The sequence below is a fragment of the Ruegeria sp. CL5 genome, from assembly GCF_056536485.1.
This window is the reverse complement of record NZ_JBQFPS010000001.1, coordinates 278,265-293,953: the sequence shown is the minus strand read 5'-3', so window position 1 is coordinate 293,953 and position 15,689 is coordinate 278,265. Positions and strand designations below refer to the sequence as shown.

Sequence of the window (15,689 nt, the reverse complement as noted above, 5' to 3'; positions counted from 1 at the left end):
CAACGAATTGGAAAGATTTTCCAGTCGTTTCGAGCACTTTCTGCCACGAGTGTTTATCTTCAGGGTATCATAACGCTGGACCCGGGTTGGAATATCATTCACGCTGAGAGCCCGCGCCATTGTAGGAGACCCCAGGATGCCTCGGTACAACGATCTGTTCGAACTTTCGGTGGAAGATATGGAATTGATTGAAGAGGCAATGCGCCATGCGATTTCGGCCAGGTCCGTCGCACTTGTTGATGAAGGCAATGAGGACAGAGAGGCCCGCGAAAACTTTGTGCGCAAGGCACACGAATTACTCGGCAGGCTACATGACCAGAAGATATTCTATCGCCCGAAGTCCGGCGTGTATGTCGGTGGGTAATGCAGGGTGTGCTGCGCGTTTGATCTGAAAGGATCCCAGCACTTTACTTGCAGCTAATAAGTTATTGAAAACATGGTGGGTGATAAGAGATTTGAACTCCTGACATCTTCGATGTGAACGAAGCGCTCTACCACTGAGCTAATCACCCTTGGCGGGCTCAAATAAAGAAACCAAGAAATATTCGCAAGCTGAAATCGTTATCCGTTGGCGGTGGAGCGGGGATTTCACGATGCGTTTGCTTTGTTCAAAGTTACTTGCATTGGAAAAATCCGTGATTAAGCAAAAAACTTGAAAACGCCGCTTGACGCTGCACAGCGGTGGCCATAATACACCCCAACGTTCAGAGATGAACGGGCAGTGGGCGGTTGTAGCTCAGTTGGTTAGAGTACCGGCCTGTCACGCCGGGGGTCGCGGGTTCGAGCCCCGTCAACCGCGCCATCACTGTCAGCCTTTGATCCGGGCAAACGGATCACACATAGACCCAAAATGCGCGGTTGTAGCTCAGTTGGTTAGAGTACCGGCCTGTCACGCCGGGGGTCGCGGGTTCGAGCCCCGTCAACCGCGCCATTTTCCTTTGAAATCAGACACCCATACCCACGCTATCGCATTGCAGGGTGTCTTGAGGTCTGGCATGACGTTTCCGTCCGACTTAGTTCTGTCCGAGAGGGTGCTCATGACAAGCTTGAACCGGGTCGTGATGGCCCGCCGCAGCCGTCAGTGGATTCATGAGCTCAATCCGCAGAAGCTGGAGGCTTTCGAGATTTCAGGTTCCTGGGGCAAGCAATTCGCCTTTCAGAACTATACGCAAGCCTGGCAGCGTCAGCTTGATATCTGCTGCGGACCATTGCTGGATGAACACGGACAAGTCCGGCAATTTGACCTGATCCTGGCCAATCAGGTCTGGGAACATCTTGATCGACCTTATGAGGCGACTTTGAACGTGTTGGAGATGCTGCGACCTGGCGGTTACTTCTGGCTCGCAGTGCCTTTTTTCATTCCGTTTCACGCAGCTCCGCAGGATTGTTCTCGGTGGACTGCGCGAGGATTGAAGAATTTGCTAAGTGAGTGCGGTTTTGATCCGACTGGCATCAAGGCAGAGCAGTGGGGCAATCGCCATGCAGCCCAACGAAATCTGGAACTGGATTGGCCACCGACCTACGATCCCGAGACCGACGAATTGGAAAATGACCCGGATTTCCCAATTTGCGCATGGGCATTGGCCCGGAAATCGATTCAGTAGTTGGTAAGCCGGAGAAAATCCGCTAGTTCTTGCTTTGTTCTAATTTTTCGATTGGAGACTCGGCGCTGCTCGCTTATCTCTGAAAGACGTATCTGTTGGGGGCCAGAATGGCTGAGCTGAAGAATATCGAGGTGCGCGGCGCGCGCGAGCATAACCTCAAAAGCATTGATGTCGACATTCCGCGTGATCAGCTGGTGGTGATCACCGGTCTTTCTGGCTCGGGCAAGTCCTCGCTGGCGTTTGACACTATCTACGCCGAAGGTCAGCGCCGCTATGTCGAAAGCTTGTCGGCTTATGCGCGGCAGTTTCTGGATATGATGGAAAAGCCCGATGTAGATCACATCAGCGGCCTGAGCCCTGCTATTTCGATCGAACAGAAGACGACGTCCAAGAATCCCCGCTCAACCGTGGGGACCGTGACCGAGATTTACGACTATTTGCGTCTGTTGTTTGCTCGTGCTGGAACGCCTTACAGCCCGGCCACAGGGCTGCCTATCGAGGCGCAGCAAGTGCAAGACATGGTCGACCGGATCATGACCATGGAGGAGGGCACCCGTGGCTATTTGCTGGCCCCAATCGTGCGGGACCGGAAGGGCGAGTACAAAAAGGAATTCCTGGAACTTCGCAAACAAGGGTTCCAGCGCGTCAAGGTTGATGGCGAGTTCTACGAGTTGGATGAACCGCCAACGCTGGATAAGAAGTTCCGACATGATATCGACGTCGTGGTTGATCGCTTGGTTGTACGTGAAGGGATGGAAACGCGCTTGGCTGACAGCCTGCGGACAGCGCTGGATCTTGCCGATGGGATTGCAATTCTCGAAACCGCACCGAAAGAGGGCGACCCCGAGCGGATCACGTTCAGTGAGAATTTTGCCTGCCCGGTCAGTGGGTTCACGATCCCCGAGATCGAACCCCGTCTGTTTTCATTCAACGCGCCTTTCGGAGCATGCCCCGATTGCGACGGTCTGGGGGTTGAACTGTTCTTTGATGAACGCCTCGTTGTGCCGGACCAGACGCTGAAGCTGTATGATGGGGCTTTGGCGCCGTGGCGGAAGGGGAAATCCCCGTATTTCCTGCAAACCATCGAAGCCATCGCGCGGCACTATGAGTTCGACAAAAACACGCCGTGGAAGGATTTGCCCGATAAAGTTCAGCAGGTGTTCCTGCGTGGTTCTGGCGATGAGGAAATCCAGTTCCGCTATGACGAAGGTGGTCGCGTTTATCAGGTCACGCGCAGCTTCGAGGGCGTCATACCCAACATGGAGCGCCGATATCGCGAGACTGACAGCGCCTGGATTCGCGAAGAATTCGAGCGTTATCAGAACAATCGTCCCTGTGGCACCTGCGAGGGATATCGTCTGCGCGCAGAAGCGCTGGCTGTAAAAATCGCAGGGCTGCATGTGGGGCAGGTGGTCCAGATGTCGATCCGAGAGGCATTGGCCTGGATTGAGGATGCGCCGAACCATCTGACTGCGCAAAAAAACGAAATCGCTCGGGCCATTCTGAAAGAAATTCGCGAACGGCTCGGCTTTTTAAATAATGTGGGTTTGGAATATCTTACATTGTCACGTTCAAGTGGCACTTTGTCCGGTGGCGAGAGCCAGCGCATTCGTTTGGCCAGCCAAATCGGATCGGGCCTGACCGGGGTATTGTATGTTCTGGACGAGCCATCGATTGGTCTGCATCAACGCGACAATGACCGGCTGTTGGGGACACTCAAGAACCTGCGCGATCAAGGAAACACCGTTATCGTCGTAGAGCACGACGAAGAGGCCATTCGCGAGGCTGACTATGTCTTCGATATTGGACCCGGGGCTGGTGTTCACGGCGGGCTGGTCGTCAGCCATGGCACGCCTGAACACATCGCTGGTGATGCGGCTTCGATTACCGGTCAGTACCTGTCTGGGACGCGTGAAATAGCGGTACCTGCAGAGAGGCGAAAAGGTAAGAAGCAGAAGGTGAGCGTGGTCAAGGCCACCGGAAACAACCTGAAGAACGTCACGGCAGACTTTCCGCTGGGCAAGTTCGTCTGTGTTACTGGGGTCTCAGGAGGCGGTAAATCCACCCTGACGATTGAGACGTTATTCAAAACGGCCTCGATGCGGCTAAATGGTGCGCGTCAGACACCGGCGCCTTGCGAGACGATTAAAGGTCTAGAGCATCTGGATAAGGTGATTGATATCGATCAGCGTCCGATAGGCCGGACTCCGCGTTCAAATCCAGCGACTTACACCGGGGCCTTTACGCCGATCCGCGACTGGTTTGCGGGCCTGCCTGAGGCCAAGGCGCGTGGCTACAAACCCGGTCGCTTCAGCTTCAATGTAAAAGGTGGACGCTGCGAGGCCTGTCAGGGTGACGGTGTGATCAAGATCGAGATGCACTTCCTACCTGATGTCTATGTGACTTGTGAAACCTGTAAGGGCGCGCGCTATAATCGCGAGACGCTTGAGATCAAATTCAAGGGTAAGTCCATCGCGGATGTGCTTGATATGACTGTCGAAGATGCGCAAGAGTTCTTTAAGGCCGTGCCTTCGATCCGAGACAAGATGGATGCCCTTGCGCGCGTCGGGCTGGGATATATTAAGGTCGGTCAGCAAGCAACAACGCTGTCAGGTGGTGAAGCGCAGCGCGTGAAGCTGTCGAAAGAGCTCAGCAAACGTTCGACCGGGCGAACACTATATATCCTTGATGAGCCGACAACCGGTCTTCACTTCGAAGATGTTCGTAAGCTCCTAGAAGTGCTGCACGAACTGGTGGATCAGGGAAATACGGTTGTGGTGATCGAACACAATCTGGATGTGGTGAAAACCGCCGACTGGATTATCGACATCGGTCCCGAGGGAGGCGACGGAGGCGGCCAGATCGTGGCAGAGGGCACACCAGAAGATGTCGCGGAATGCGAGCGCAGTCATACCGGACATTACCTAAAGCCGATGCTGAATACTGAACGTGTGGCCGCTGAATAGCGAACTCTAGTAGAGGATGTCGGCAACCGCGCCGATGAGGTTCAACACTTTGCGCGTGTCCGGGTCGATTGAATAGACATAGTCACCGGCACGCACATAGTTGCCACCGCGCCGCAATCCATAGCGATAAGGGTCGTCAATCCAGATGTAGTCATCAAGCCGATCACCCTTTCGGTAGAGCTTTTTGGCCTGCCCGGGTGGCACGCAAGGCACAGCCTTTTTAGCAAGCCCCGGAGGGCAATGGCCAGCATTGCTACGCACCACACCAGATTGCGGAGCGATTCGTTCGACCTGCAACTTGGACTTGTTCTTACCTTTACCATTGCCATTCCCGGCCAACGCTAAGGCTGGGCTCAGCGTAATAAGGGAGATCATTGAAAGGCAGGTCAGAATTTTCATCGAGGCGCACTCCGGCGTGAGTGTTTGTATTTGCTTGTACAATACCCAATCACGTAGGAGCGCGCCTCCTTGTATTCCAGCCCTGTGCGGTTTTCCGCTGCCAGAGTGTTAGCTTCGGCCGCGCTTCTCGAACCGTGGCAACATGGCGCTGAAATCGCGACCTAAGCCATTTTCGTGTTCGACAAACTGTTCATATAGCTTCGTTGCGATTTCTCCCATGGGAGTATCGGCATCAGCGCTTTCTGCAGCCTGTTGGCTGAGGCGAAGATCTTTCAGCATCAACTCGGCGGCAAAGCCAGGGGTATAATCATTGTCAGAAGGGCTTTCGGGGCCAACACCCGGCGCGGGGCAATACGCATTCATCGTCCAACTGTAGCCAGAAGAAGTACTTACCACATCAAACATTTTTTGACGGTTCAATCCTAGCTTGTCTGCCAGTGCAAATGCCTCGCAGGTGGCAATCATGGTGACGCCGAGGATCATGTTGTTGCAGATTTTGGCGGCTTGACCAGCGCCCGCCTCGCCGCAGTGAACCGCTTTCTGGCCCATGATTTCAAACAACGGGGCGGCTTTGGCAAAAGCGGTGTCAGAACCACCAGCCATAAAGGTCAGCGTGCCGGCCGCGGCACCGCCAATTCCACCAGAAACCGGAGCATCCACCGAGAGCAGACCGGCGTCTGTGGCTTGCTGGGCCACGGCGCGGGCGCTGTCGACATCTACCGTCGAACAGTCGATCAGAACCGCACCGTCCTGCATCGCAGGAATGACCTCATTGGCCACAGCACGCAGTATCTGGCCATTGGGAAGCATGGTGATGACCGCCTCTGCGCCAGAAACGGCTTGAGCCCCTGACGCGGCCATCGTCACACCATTGATCGAAATGTCTGCCATGTCATGGCCGACCACTTCATGACCGGCCGCTGCCAAATTGGCTGCCATTGGGGCGCCCATGTTGCCCAGTCCAATGAATGCGATTTTCATCCCTTACTCCTCTGAAAAGGTCAGCGCCTTCTCACCTAATGGTTGCAACATATTCGAGACTGCTGCCGCAGGTACGTTCATATCTGCAAATTGCCAGTTTGGATTGCGGTCCTTGTCTATAATCTGTGCACGAATGCCTTCCAGAAAATCTCCGTGTTCCATCGCGCGATAGGTAAAGCGATACTCCATCTCCAATGCCTTGCGCAGGGTCAAATTCGGTCCGCGCAACCGATGCAGCATTTCGATGCAACAGGCCATCGAAATCGGAGCATTTCGTTTGAGGCCATTGAGAACTTTCGACGAGAATTCCTGGCCGTCGCTACGCAGGATGTTCAGGATATCGGTCAGGCTTTCTCCGCCGAAAAACGCGTCGATCTGTGGTTGGAGCTCGGTCAGTTTGCCTTTCGGGAGAGTTTCAGTGTGCTCTTCAACAAATTCTGCACGACCGGAAGCTTCCAGCATTTCGATAAGGCCCGCCCAGCGGTCTTGCGGAATGAAATGATCCGCGAAGCCAGCAAAGATTGCGTCATCGGGGCCCATTCGGTAGCCGGTTAATCCCAAATACTCGCCTAGACGCCCTGGCGCCAGCGCCAACATCAGTGTTCCGCCCACATCAGGGACCAGACCGATCGAACACTCCGGCATAGCAATCTGCGAGCTTTCGCCAACGATGCGATGACTGCCATGGCAGCCGATGCCAACACCGCCACCCATGGTGAAGCCTTGCAGGAAGCTGATAACAGGTTTGGGGTATTCAAAGATTGTAGCATTCATCCGATATTCGTCGCGCCAGAAGGTACGGCCGTAATCGTAATCGCCATTGGTGCCAGTTGCGTATAGCTCTGCAATGTCGCCACCGGCACAAAAAGCCTTTTCACCCTCGGCGTCAAAAATGATCAAATCGACTGCATCATCCTCACGCCAACTCCGGAGAGCGGTGTCGATGGCCATGCACATCTCATAGCTAAGTGCATTCAGGGCCTTTGGGCGAGTTAACGTGATGCGCCCGGCGCGCCCTACGGTACGTATATCGATGTTAGCCATTGGACCCTCAGCGGTTCGCCAGCATTTGCCGTGCAACGATGACGCGCATAATCTCGTTGGTGCCTTCAAGTATCTGGTGCACGCGCAGATCGCGCACAAGCTTTTCGATGCCATAGTCGGCCAGATAACCGTAGCCGCCATGCAATTGCAGGCACTGGTCAACCACCTTCGATCCGGTTTCGGTGACGAATTTCTTGGCCATGGCGCAGAATTTGGTGGCATCAGGCGCACCTTGATCCAGTTTCCACGCAGCTTGCCGTAGGAAGGTGCGGGCGGCCTGCAATTCGATCTCCATATCGGCGAGGCGGAACTGCAGCGCTTGGAACTGATCGATGGATTGGCCGAATGCTTTGCGCTCGGACATGTATTGCAGCGTCAAATCCAATCCATTCTGCGCTGCACCTAATGAGCATGAAGCAATATTCAGGCGTCCGCCGTCCAGCCCCATCATGGCGTATTTGAATCCGTCGCCTTCTGTACCGACCAAGTTTCCCGCGGGGATCTTACAGTCATCAAACTGGACCTGCGCGGTGGGCTGGCTTTTCCAGCCCATTTTCTGCTCCAGAGCGCCAAAGCTAAGGCCGGGGGTCCCGACTTCGACATAGACTGTCGAAATTCCCTTGGGACCATCCTCACCCGTGCGGACCATGCAGACATAGGCATCCGAATAACCGCCGCCCGAGATGAAAGCCTTAGAGCCGTTCAGGGTGTATCCCTCGTTCGTGCGTTCAGCCCGGGTTTTCAAAGCGGCAGCGTCTGAGCCGGAACCAGGTTCCGTTAGGCAATAGCTGAGCACCGTCTCAAGGCTGAGAATGTAAGGCATGATGCGCGATTTCAGATCATCACTGGCAAAGCTGTCCAGCATTTTGGCGCACATGTTGTGGATCGAAAGGAAAGCCGCGACCGAGGGGCAGGCCATCGACAGGGCTTCGAACACCAGCGTCGCATCAAGGCGGCTCAGGCCTGATCCGCCACCTTCTTCCGAGACGTAGAGGGCGCCAAATCCAAGTTCGCCGATCTTGGGCCAAAGATCTTTCGGGATCGTGCCGTCAGCTTCCCATTGGCGCGCGAATGGGGCGATATGTTCCTGGCCAAAGGCATAGGCCATATCAAAAATGGCCGTCTGTTCTTCGGTCAACGCGAAATCCATGGCGGTGGTCCCTGTATACTGCAGAATTGAACAAGCGTTTTATTCTTCAATCCTTACAGAAATTTTTCAACGGCGGCAAACGCTGCGGACGGGTTTGGGAGAATTACTTGCCTGCGCTATACTGAGGAAATTCAAAAGATCGATTTTATGGAGTATTCTGATGCCGTCACACAAAATGGCCGTGATCGCCATTCACGGAATGGGAAGCCAATACAGACCCCAAGGGCAACCTGCATCGACAACCCCAACATTTTCGAAAGGACTGAAGCGGCGTGTCGCGAACCGGATCGGAGCCGATATGAGCCATGTAATCTGGCATGAGGTTGTTTGGGCGCAAATCCTGCAGGGGCGGCAGAAAGATTATCTGCGCAAGATCAACCGTAGTTTGGGCTATGACAAGCTGCGCGAGTTTGTTGTGTGTAACTTATCCGATGCTGCCTCGTATCGCCCGACGCCGGATGACGGTGACAAAATCTATGATGCGATCCACAAGAAAATCGAGAATGTGATGGGTGTGGTCAAACATCAGGTAGGCCATAACGGCCCCGTCCTGATACTGGCCCATTCACTGGGTGGGCACATAATGTCCAACTATATCTACGACATGCAGAGGCATCTGCGGCAGGGTGGATCACCGGTTCATCCGACACATGTAGAAAACATGAAAACAGTCGCGGGGATCGTGACCTTCGGATGCAATATTCCGATCTTCTTGTTCGCGTATCCCGAGAATGAGATATTCCCGATTATGGCTCCTAATCGCGAGCTTCCACCCGCGCTCCGGTTTACGACATGGTGGCACAACTACTATGATCGTCACGATGTTCTTGGGTTTCCGTTGGGCAAAAGCGCGCCGAGCTATGCGCAGCTGGCACAAAGCAGAGCCTTGAAAGACAAACCAATCAATGCGGGCAAAATATTTACGTCTTGGAACCCGTTCTCGCACAACGGATATTGGACAGACCGGGACCTGTACGAACCGGTGGCAGAACGGATTAAGGATATTCTGGCCGCAGTCTGAAACTACAAATCAGCGTGAAATTCTTCGATCAGATGGCTAACCACGGCTTTCCCTGGATCATCTCCGCGCGCGACAGCCTCGGCATGAACGCGACGTTGGCGGGTTGAAGAAGTGCCGGTCTCGGCAATGTGCCTTAGACGTGCAATCTCGGTCATCGTGCCGAGCGCTTCCGTATCTTCAGCCAGCATACCCATGAGTTCACCCATCAGTTCGGCCATCGGCTTGATCGAGCGATCCCCGAAATCAATCAGCCCTTCGCCAACGCCATAGCGTTGCGCTCGCCAGCGATTTTCGCCGATCAGGAACTTGTCATATTGCCGCCAACGTAGATTGCGCGCTTTCAGACGGCATAACATCCTGGTCAGGGCTTGCGCCAAAGCCGCCAAAGACAATGTGTGTTCCAGCCGGGGCTGGACATCCATGATCCGGGTTTCGAGCGTTGGAAAGCGATGCGAAGGGCGCAGGTCCCACCAGATTTTTGAGGTATCTTCGATTACCCCGAGTTCGACCAAAACTCCGGTTGTACGTTCATATTCGCCCCAACTACCGAATACCGGAGGTAAACCGGTTCTGGGCAAGTTATCGAATACGGTCAACCGATAGGAGGATAGGCCCGTATCCTCGCCGTTCCAGTAAGGTGACGAAGTAGACAAAGCCAGGAGATGCGGCAGAAAGTAAGACAGCTGTGGCATCAGATCGGCGCGCAGGGCCTGGTTTTCGATCCCCACATGCACGTGCATCCCGCAGATCAGCATTCGGCGTGCAACGCCGCCAAGAGCGTGCTGCAATGCGTCATAGCGCTCTCTTCTTGTATGATGCTGATCTTTCCAGTTTGCGAATGGATGGCAGGAAACCGCGATTGGTGCCATATTGTATTCAGCCGCGCGCTTTGAGACACAGGACCGCAACCGCTTTAGGTCTTCTCGGGCGGATTTGATGGTGGCGTGCGGGCGGGTTCCGACTTCAATCTGGCATTGCAGAAATTCGGGGCTGACCTGACCTTCGAAATCACTTTGACAAGCTTCGATCAACGCGGTCGGGGCATGCGCAAGCTGCATGCTGTCGCGATCAACCAGCAGATACTCTTCCTCGATGCCTAACGTGAATTCCTGCTGCATGGCGGTCCTCGTCGTTCAATTCCAATCAGTGAATACGGAATTTTCTCTTTTGCCAAGGGTTTGGCTCAAGGGTTCTTGCAGAGGTGCCGCGAGCAAAGGTAAGGAAAGGCGCAACGTAGATTGGAGCCATCCTCGTGAAACCCAGAAAATTTCCACAGATCAACGCTGCTCTGGACGAGTTAGGAGTGAAGCTGATCGACAAGGTCACGGAACACGATGAACGGGCGCGGCTTGAAGCCTTTGAGCGGGCAGGGGGGCTGACCCGCCCTGCATATGCCCTTTCACCGGGGATGGAAGAGTTCGATATCGCACAGTTGGTGGACGCGTACACGCGACACGCCGACGATCTTGCGGCGCTAAAAGATCCTGCGCGCAATCAGACAGGTTATGTAACCAACAATGGGTACTATGACAGCCCGGATGCGGATGCGCTTTATCTGATGATCCGCCGCTTTCAGCCAAAACGCGTGATCGAGGTCGGCTGCGGAAACTCGACCCGCGTGACGCGCCAAGCGATAATCGACGGAGGCTTGGATACGACCATCACCGCAATTGATCCGTATCCGCGTGCCGATATCGCTCATGTCGTCGATCAGTTCGAACAAAAGCGACTGGAAGAGGTCGATCCCACAGTATTCGGACAGCTTGAAGCCGGAGACGTTCTTTTCATCGATTCAAGCCACGTGGTTCGGATAAGCAATGACGTGGCTCATTTATTCTGTCGGATCATTCCGGCGCTGAAACCGGGCGTTGTCATCCACGTCCACGATGTTTTTCTGCCTTACGAATATCCTAAGCGGTTCTTCTATGATTGTCCGGGTTGGGGCGAGCAATACATGCTGCACGCCTTGCTGCAATCTGGCTTCTATTCAATGCTTTGGCCCGGATATTATTTGCAACAGGAACGCCCCGACGCGGTGGAGGCATTACCGTTTCTGAAAGACGGTCGCGCGCAGAGCATATGGGTGCAGCTCAAAGAAAAATGATCAACATGTGATCCGGTTTGCTAAAAGTCCCGTAATCCTCTGCATAACAAGCTGGAGAGGAGTTAACAGCCATGTTCCGTCGCACATTCATGGGCGCTGCCGCCGCATTTGCACTTGCACTACCCGTCAAAGCACAGGCAGCAGATATCGTCGATACGGCAGTCGCCGCCGGGTCGTTCAACACGCTGGTCGCTGCGGTTCAGGCCGCTGGCTTGGTTGATACGTTGAAAAGCGATGGGCCTTTCACTGTCTTTGCACCCACAGACGAGGCTTTTGCCGCTCTGCCCGAAGGCACGGTTGAAACTCTTCTTCTACCAGAAAACAAAGACCAACTGGTAGCGATCCTGACCTATCATGTTGTGCCAGCCAAAGTGATGTCTGGTGACATCGCTGGGAAACGAGCAAAGGTTCTGACCGTACAAGGTGATCGTCTAAGCGTGAACGCAAAGAATGGTGTGAAAGTTAACGGCGCCGAAGTTGTGCAGGCTGATATCGAAGCCAGTAACGGCGTCATTCACGTTGTAGATGAAGTGATTATCCCCGAATAAATCTACCACTTCCACAAACGTAAAAGCCCCGTTCCTGATGGACGGGGCTTTTTTGAGTTCCGAGTAGAAATCTGCCGTTTATACCAAACGTACCTGAGTGCCGACCTTCACCAGAGGATACAGCTCTTCCACATGTTGGTTATAAAGACCGATACAGCCGGACGAGCTTTGGCGTCCGATCTTGCGGGTATCGTGGGTGCCATGAACCAAATAGGCAGGCCAGCCAAGATACATAGCGCGGGTCCCCAACGGGTTCCCGGGTTCGCCACCCTCCATGCGAACCGGCAACGACGGATCGCGTTCGCGCATTGATGCAGTTGGAGTCCAGCTTGGGTTTTCCGACTTGCGCGTGACTTTGGTATATCCGCGCTTGGTGAGCTCTTCGCTCATCGGGACAGAGCTGGGATAGAGTTTATAGGTCCCATCGGGTCCCCAGTAATGCACAGCCCGGCTGGTGATATCGGCCAGCAACGCACCGACGCCCAATTCGTCAAAGTGATCCTGCCAATTCTGCTGCGAGAATGACGACACATTGCGACGGACGGGTAATTGTGTGCTGATCGCTTCTTCATCCTGCGGGAAAGCATCGATGCTTTGGGCGCGTAGGATGGCTGGTGTCGCAATCAGAGATGCGGCGGCCAACAGGGCATGGCGACGGGTCAAACGATTTTGTGACAATGTTGCCTCCGGAATGATACGAACTGCTCGATTAGTTGAATCGCCGATAAAATATTGGTGATTGCCAGATTTTTCCAGAGGTGGGTCTCTGAATTTCTTGTGAAGTGTCTGAACCAGCGAGAACAGGCCCAAAACGAAAGAAGCCCGGCCTGCGTTAGGCCGGGCTTCCCGATTAATGAACTAACAGATCAGTCCATGGCTTTGAAGTTGAACTCGCCGCCTTCTTTGATACCCGACGGCCAGCGCGATGTGACAGTCTTGGTACGCGAGTAGAACTTGAAGCTGTCCGGGCCGTGCTGGTTCAGGTCACCGAACATGGACTTCTTCCATCCTCCGAAGGTGTGATAGGCCAGCGGAACCGGGATCGGGACGTTGATGCCAACCATGCCGATATTGATCCGGCTGGCAAAATCACGCGCGGTATCACCGTCACGGGTGAAGATCGCTGTGCCGTTGCCGTATTCATGATCCATCGCCAGCTTCAGCGCTTCTTCATAAGAACCCGCGCGGACGGTCGACAGGACCGGGCCAAAGATCTCTTGCTTATAGATGTCCATGTCGGGCGTGACGTTGTCGAACAGGTGCGGGCCGACAAAGAAACCGTCCTCATAACCCTGCAGGCTAAAATCGCGGTTGTCGACAACCAGCTTCGCGCCTTGCTCAACACCCGAGTTGATCAGGCCAAGGATACGTTCTTTTGCAGCGGCAGTGACCACCGGACCCATGTCAACGTCGTCACCTGCTGTGTAGGGGCCGACTTTCAGCTTTTCGACACGCGGGATCAGTTTTTCGATCAGTGCGTCCGCGGTTTCTTCGCCAACCGGTACAGCGACCGAGATTGCCATGCAGCGTTCGCCAGCCGCGCCGAAACCCGCACCGACCAGCGCGTCAGCAGCCTGATCCAGATCGGCGTCAGGCATAACGATCATGTGGTTCTTAGCGCCACCGAAACACTGCGCGCGTTTGCCGTTGGCGGTTGCACGAGCATAGATGTACTGCGCGATCGGGGTCGAACCCACGAACGACACGCCCTGAATGATTTCACTGTCGAGCAGGGTGTCAACGGCCTCTTTGTCGCCGTTTACAACCTGGAACACGCCTTTGGGCAGACCAGCTTCGACAAACAGTTCAGCCAGCATCAATGGAACAGATGGGTCACGCTCGGACGGTTTCAGAACAACTGCGTTGCCGCAGGCCAGTGCCGGGCCAACGTGCCACAGCGGCATCATGGCAGGGAAGTTGAACGGCATGATCGAAGCGACGACACCCAGCGGCTGACGCATCGAATACATATCGATGCCCGGGCCCGCGCTGTCGGTGAATTCACCTTTCAGCATCTGGGGCGCGCCGATGCAATATTCGATTACTTCCAGACCACGCTGCAAGTCACCCTTCGCATCGGGAATGGTCTTGCCATGTTCACGGCTGAGCGCCTCGGCCAGTTTGTCCATGTCGCGGTTCATCAAGCCAACCATCGCCATCATGACCCGCGCGCGTTTCTGCGGGTTGGTCGCGCCCCAAGCGACCTGAGCTGCGGCGGCGTCCTCAATCGCTGCGGTGGTCTCGGCAACACTTGCCATCGGGCATTGATACTGCACTTCGCCCGTTGCCGGGTTGAACACATCGTCAAAGCGGCCAGATGTACCGGCGACATGTTCGCCGTTGATGAAATGGGTCAGGTTCTGCATGGCAAATTCCTCCGGATTAGGTTGCGCGCAGAATAGACTTGCGAAAATCACCTGAACAGAGGCAATATTTCAAATCAGTTTTGCAAAAATGCAAAGGGCGGGGCATGACGCCGAATTGGGATGATTTGCGGGTTTTCCTGGCAGTTGCTCGCGACGAAAGCCTTTCAGGGGCTGGGCGGGTTCTTAAGATAGACCCCGCGACTGTCGGTCGCAGAATCGCGCGATTGGAAGCGGCTTTGGACGCTGTGTTGTTCACGAAATCACAGCAGGGCTATGTGTTGACGACTGCGGGACAGCGTCTCATGGAGCATGGTCTACAGGCAGAAGAGGCTATGCGCGCGGCGACCGGTGTCATGTCGGGTTCCGCCAAGTCGCTGAGTGGTCAGATCAGAATTGGCGCGCCGGATGGAAGCGCCAATTACCTTTTGCCTCAGGTCTGCGCCAAGATCAGCGATGCCAACCCTGACCTCGATATTCAGATTTTGGCATTGCCGCGCATTATCAACCTATCCCGGCGAGAGGCCGACATGGCGGTCACTGTCAGTGCGCCCACTGCCGGGCAATTGCTGGTTCAAAAGATATCCGATTATCGGCTGCATATGGTCGCAACGAGAGAATACCTGAGTCGCCACGCTGAAATTCGATCCATTGAGGATCTGAAAGGGCACAGGATGATCGGCTATATCCCGGATATGATCTTTGATCGGGAACTTGACTACCTCAACGATATTGGTGTTGAGCGTGTCGCGCTTGCATCAAACTCGGTCTCGGTCCAGTTGCGGCAGGTGTCGCTGGGCACCGGGGTTTGTGTTGCGCATGATTTCACATTGCCGTTCCACACGGGATTGCAAAAAATACTGACGGATCAAGTGAGTCTAACCCGGGGGTTCTATCTGGTCCGCCATCAGGGTGACCAGCGCAATGAGCGGTTGAATCGGTTTGCCGAAGCACTGACACGTGGCCTGCGGGACGAAGTAGCGCGGCTGGAAGCCGAAGCTTCACCTTGACACCTTCAGACATTCCGGCAACGCTTAGAAAACAGTACGTTATTCCGGAGGTTTTTGCAGATGCTCGTTCAGGCCATTCTCAAGTCCAAAGCTGGCAGCGGCGTAGTGACGGTCGAACCATCGGCGTCGGTCTCGCAGGCCGCCGCAATTCTGGCGGAGAATCGGATCGGTACTGTGATCGTTTCCGAAGATGGCGGGCAGACGGCTTCGGGCATCCTGTCCGAACGTGATATCGTGCGCGAGCTGGCGGCCAGTGGCAGCGGGTGTCTGGACAAACCGGTCAGTACCTACATGACCAAGAAGCTTGTAACAGCCAGCCAACAGGACTCGGTCGAGTCGATCCTGTCGCAAATGACTGAAGGCCGATTTCGCCACATGCCTGTATTGGAAGACGGAAAACTGGTCGGCATCGTAACGCTGGGCGATGCGGTCAAGGCGCAACTGGCTGAACTAGCTATGGAAAAAGACGCGCTTGAAGGCATGATCATGGGCCACTGAA

Annotated in this window: 15 protein-coding genes and 3 tRNA genes; 10 read left to right on the top strand and 8 right to left on the bottom strand. The window is 54.7% G+C overall.

The genetic code is table 11. The features are described 5' to 3' along the window. Positions 1-136: 136 nt before the first annotated feature. Positions 137-364, top strand: a complete 228-nt coding sequence (locus tag ACR0IU_RS01490; RefSeq protein ID WP_170469869.1) for a hypothetical protein — start codon at positions 137-139, stop codon at positions 362-364. A gap of 73 nt (positions 365-437) precedes the next feature. Here the strand turns inward: ACR0IU_RS01490 and ACR0IU_RS01485 are convergent. Further along, positions 438-512, bottom strand: a tRNA-Val gene (locus ACR0IU_RS01485). 213 nt (positions 513-725) lie between these two features. On the opposite strand from ACR0IU_RS01485, the gene ACR0IU_RS01480 reads away from it, so the two are divergent. The 4 genes from ACR0IU_RS01480 (at position 726) to uvrA (ending at position 4,570) form a co-directional block, all read left to right on the top strand. Then, a tRNA-Asp gene (locus tag ACR0IU_RS01480) sits at positions 726-802 on the top strand. A 52-nt stretch (positions 803-854) separates the two neighbouring features. Then, positions 855-931 (top strand) — tRNA-Asp (locus ACR0IU_RS01475). 106 nt (positions 932-1,037) lie between these two features. Further along, positions 1,038-1,604, top strand: coding sequence for a class I SAM-dependent methyltransferase (locus ACR0IU_RS01470; RefSeq protein WP_480715004.1), 567 nt, complete (start codon positions 1,038-1,040; stop codon positions 1,602-1,604). A gap of 107 nt (positions 1,605-1,711) precedes the next feature. Further along, positions 1,712-4,570 carry an excinuclease ABC subunit UvrA gene (gene uvrA, locus ACR0IU_RS01465; protein WP_480715003.1) on the top strand — a complete coding sequence of 953 codons (2,859 nt, stop codon included), beginning with the start codon at positions 1,712-1,714 and terminating at the stop codon, positions 4,568-4,570. 6 nt (positions 4,571-4,576) lie between these two features. Here uvrA and ACR0IU_RS01460 read toward each other — a convergent pair whose 3' ends face one another. The 4 genes from ACR0IU_RS01460 to ACR0IU_RS01445 all read right to left on the bottom strand — a co-directional run bounded on the left by ACR0IU_RS01460 (position 4,577) and on the right by ACR0IU_RS01445 (position 8,144). Next, entirely contained in the window at positions 4,577-4,969 is a 393-nt protein-coding gene (locus ACR0IU_RS01460) for a hypothetical protein (RefSeq protein ID WP_480454811.1), read from the bottom strand. A gap of 108 nt (positions 4,970-5,077) precedes the next feature. Further along, positions 5,078-5,950, bottom strand: a complete 873-nt coding sequence (mmsB, locus tag ACR0IU_RS01455; protein ID WP_480715002.1) for a 3-hydroxyisobutyrate dehydrogenase — start codon at positions 5,948-5,950, stop codon at positions 5,078-5,080. Between the two features lie 3 nt (positions 5,951-5,953). Continuing rightward, positions 5,954-6,994, bottom strand: coding sequence for an enoyl-CoA hydratase/isomerase family protein (locus ACR0IU_RS01450; protein WP_480715001.1), 1,041 nt, complete (start codon positions 6,992-6,994; stop codon positions 5,954-5,956). A gap of 7 nt (positions 6,995-7,001) precedes the next feature. After that, the gene (locus ACR0IU_RS01445) at positions 7,002-8,144 is read right to left on the bottom strand and encodes an acyl-CoA dehydrogenase family protein (protein WP_480715000.1); all 1,143 of its coding nucleotides are present in this window, start codon (positions 8,142-8,144) and stop codon (positions 7,002-7,004) included. Positions 8,145-8,304: 160 nt separating this feature from the next. On the opposite strand from ACR0IU_RS01445, the gene ACR0IU_RS01440 reads away from it, so the two are divergent. Further along, positions 8,305-9,165: a hypothetical protein gene (locus tag ACR0IU_RS01440; RefSeq protein ID WP_480714999.1), complete on the top strand. Its 861-nt coding sequence runs from the start codon at positions 8,305-8,307 to the stop codon at positions 9,163-9,165. 2 nt (positions 9,166-9,167) lie between these two features. Here the strand turns inward: ACR0IU_RS01440 and ACR0IU_RS01435 are convergent, their stop codons facing one another. Continuing rightward, positions 9,168-10,283 carry a carboxylate-amine ligase gene (locus ACR0IU_RS01435; protein WP_170778763.1) on the bottom strand — a complete coding sequence of 372 codons (1,116 nt, stop codon included), beginning with the start codon at positions 10,281-10,283 and terminating at the stop codon, positions 9,168-9,170. Positions 10,284-10,417: 134 nt separating this feature from the next. Here ACR0IU_RS01435 and ACR0IU_RS01430 point away from each other — a divergent pair, with 134 nt between their 5' ends. Both ACR0IU_RS01430 and ACR0IU_RS01425 read left to right on the top strand, forming a co-directional pair. Continuing rightward, entirely contained in the window at positions 10,418-11,269 is an 852-nt protein-coding gene (locus ACR0IU_RS01430; protein ID WP_480714998.1) for a class I SAM-dependent methyltransferase, read from the top strand. A 71-nt stretch (positions 11,270-11,340) separates the two neighbouring features. Then, the gene (locus ACR0IU_RS01425) at positions 11,341-11,817 is read left to right on the top strand and encodes a fasciclin domain-containing protein (RefSeq protein WP_170469899.1); all 477 of its coding nucleotides are present in this window, start codon (positions 11,341-11,343) and stop codon (positions 11,815-11,817) included. A gap of 78 nt (positions 11,818-11,895) precedes the next feature. On the opposite strand, the gene ACR0IU_RS01420 is transcribed toward ACR0IU_RS01425, so the two are convergent. Both ACR0IU_RS01420 and ACR0IU_RS01415 read right to left on the bottom strand, forming a co-directional pair. After that, positions 11,896-12,495 (bottom strand): L,D-transpeptidase, encoded by a 600-nt coding sequence (locus ACR0IU_RS01420; protein WP_170539434.1) that lies wholly within the window; start codon positions 12,493-12,495, stop codon positions 11,896-11,898. 188 nt (positions 12,496-12,683) lie between these two features. Continuing rightward, positions 12,684-14,183, bottom strand: a complete 1,500-nt coding sequence (locus ACR0IU_RS01415) for a CoA-acylating methylmalonate-semialdehyde dehydrogenase (RefSeq protein WP_039535334.1) — start codon at positions 14,181-14,183, stop codon at positions 12,684-12,686. A 104-nt stretch (positions 14,184-14,287) separates the two neighbouring features. Here ACR0IU_RS01415 and ACR0IU_RS01410 point away from each other — a divergent pair, with 104 nt between their 5' ends. After that, positions 14,288-15,190 carry a LysR family transcriptional regulator gene (locus tag ACR0IU_RS01410; protein ID WP_480714997.1) on the top strand — a complete coding sequence of 301 codons (903 nt, stop codon included), beginning with the start codon at positions 14,288-14,290 and terminating at the stop codon, positions 15,188-15,190. A 60-nt stretch (positions 15,191-15,250) separates the two neighbouring features. Next, positions 15,251-15,688, top strand: coding sequence for a CBS domain-containing protein (locus ACR0IU_RS01405; protein WP_260025940.1), 438 nt, complete (start codon positions 15,251-15,253; stop codon positions 15,686-15,688). Position 15,689 lies beyond the last annotated feature (1 nt).

Bases quoted from the DNA above. Each gene is read 5' to 3' on its own strand.
- ACR0IU_RS01490 (WP_170469869.1), top strand. From the start codon at position 137: ATGCCTCGGTACAACGATCTGTTCGAACTTTCGGTGGAAGATATGGAA.
- ACR0IU_RS01470 (WP_480715004.1), top strand. From the start codon at position 1,038: ATGACAAGCTTGAACCGGGTCGTGATGGCCCGCCGCAGCCGTCAGTGG.
- uvrA (WP_480715003.1), top strand. From the start codon at position 1,712: ATGGCTGAGCTGAAGAATATCGAGGTGCGCGGCGCGCGCGAGCATAAC.
- ACR0IU_RS01460 (WP_480454811.1), bottom strand. From the start codon at position 4,969: ATGAAAATTCTGACCTGCCTTTCAATGATCTCCCTTATTACGCTGAGC.
- mmsB (WP_480715002.1), bottom strand. From the start codon at position 5,950: ATGAAAATCGCATTCATTGGACTGGGCAACATGGGCGCCCCAATGGCA.
- ACR0IU_RS01450 (WP_480715001.1), bottom strand. From the start codon at position 6,994: ATGGCTAACATCGATATACGTACCGTAGGGCGCGCCGGGCGCATCACG.
- ACR0IU_RS01445 (WP_480715000.1), bottom strand. From the start codon at position 8,144: ATGGATTTCGCGTTGACCGAAGAACAGACGGCCATTTTTGATATGGCC.
- ACR0IU_RS01440 (WP_480714999.1), top strand. From the start codon at position 8,305: ATGCCGTCACACAAAATGGCCGTGATCGCCATTCACGGAATGGGAAGC.
- ACR0IU_RS01435 (WP_170778763.1), bottom strand. From the start codon at position 10,283: ATGCAGCAGGAATTCACGTTAGGCATCGAGGAAGAGTATCTGCTGGTT.
- ACR0IU_RS01425 (WP_170469899.1), top strand. From the start codon at position 11,341: ATGTTCCGTCGCACATTCATGGGCGCTGCCGCCGCATTTGCACTTGCA.
- ACR0IU_RS01415 (WP_039535334.1), bottom strand. From the start codon at position 14,183: ATGCAGAACCTGACCCATTTCATCAACGGCGAACATGTCGCCGGTACA.
- ACR0IU_RS01410 (WP_480714997.1), top strand. From the start codon at position 14,288: ATGACGCCGAATTGGGATGATTTGCGGGTTTTCCTGGCAGTTGCTCGC.
- ACR0IU_RS01405 (WP_260025940.1), top strand. From the start codon at position 15,251: ATGCTCGTTCAGGCCATTCTCAAGTCCAAAGCTGGCAGCGGCGTAGTG.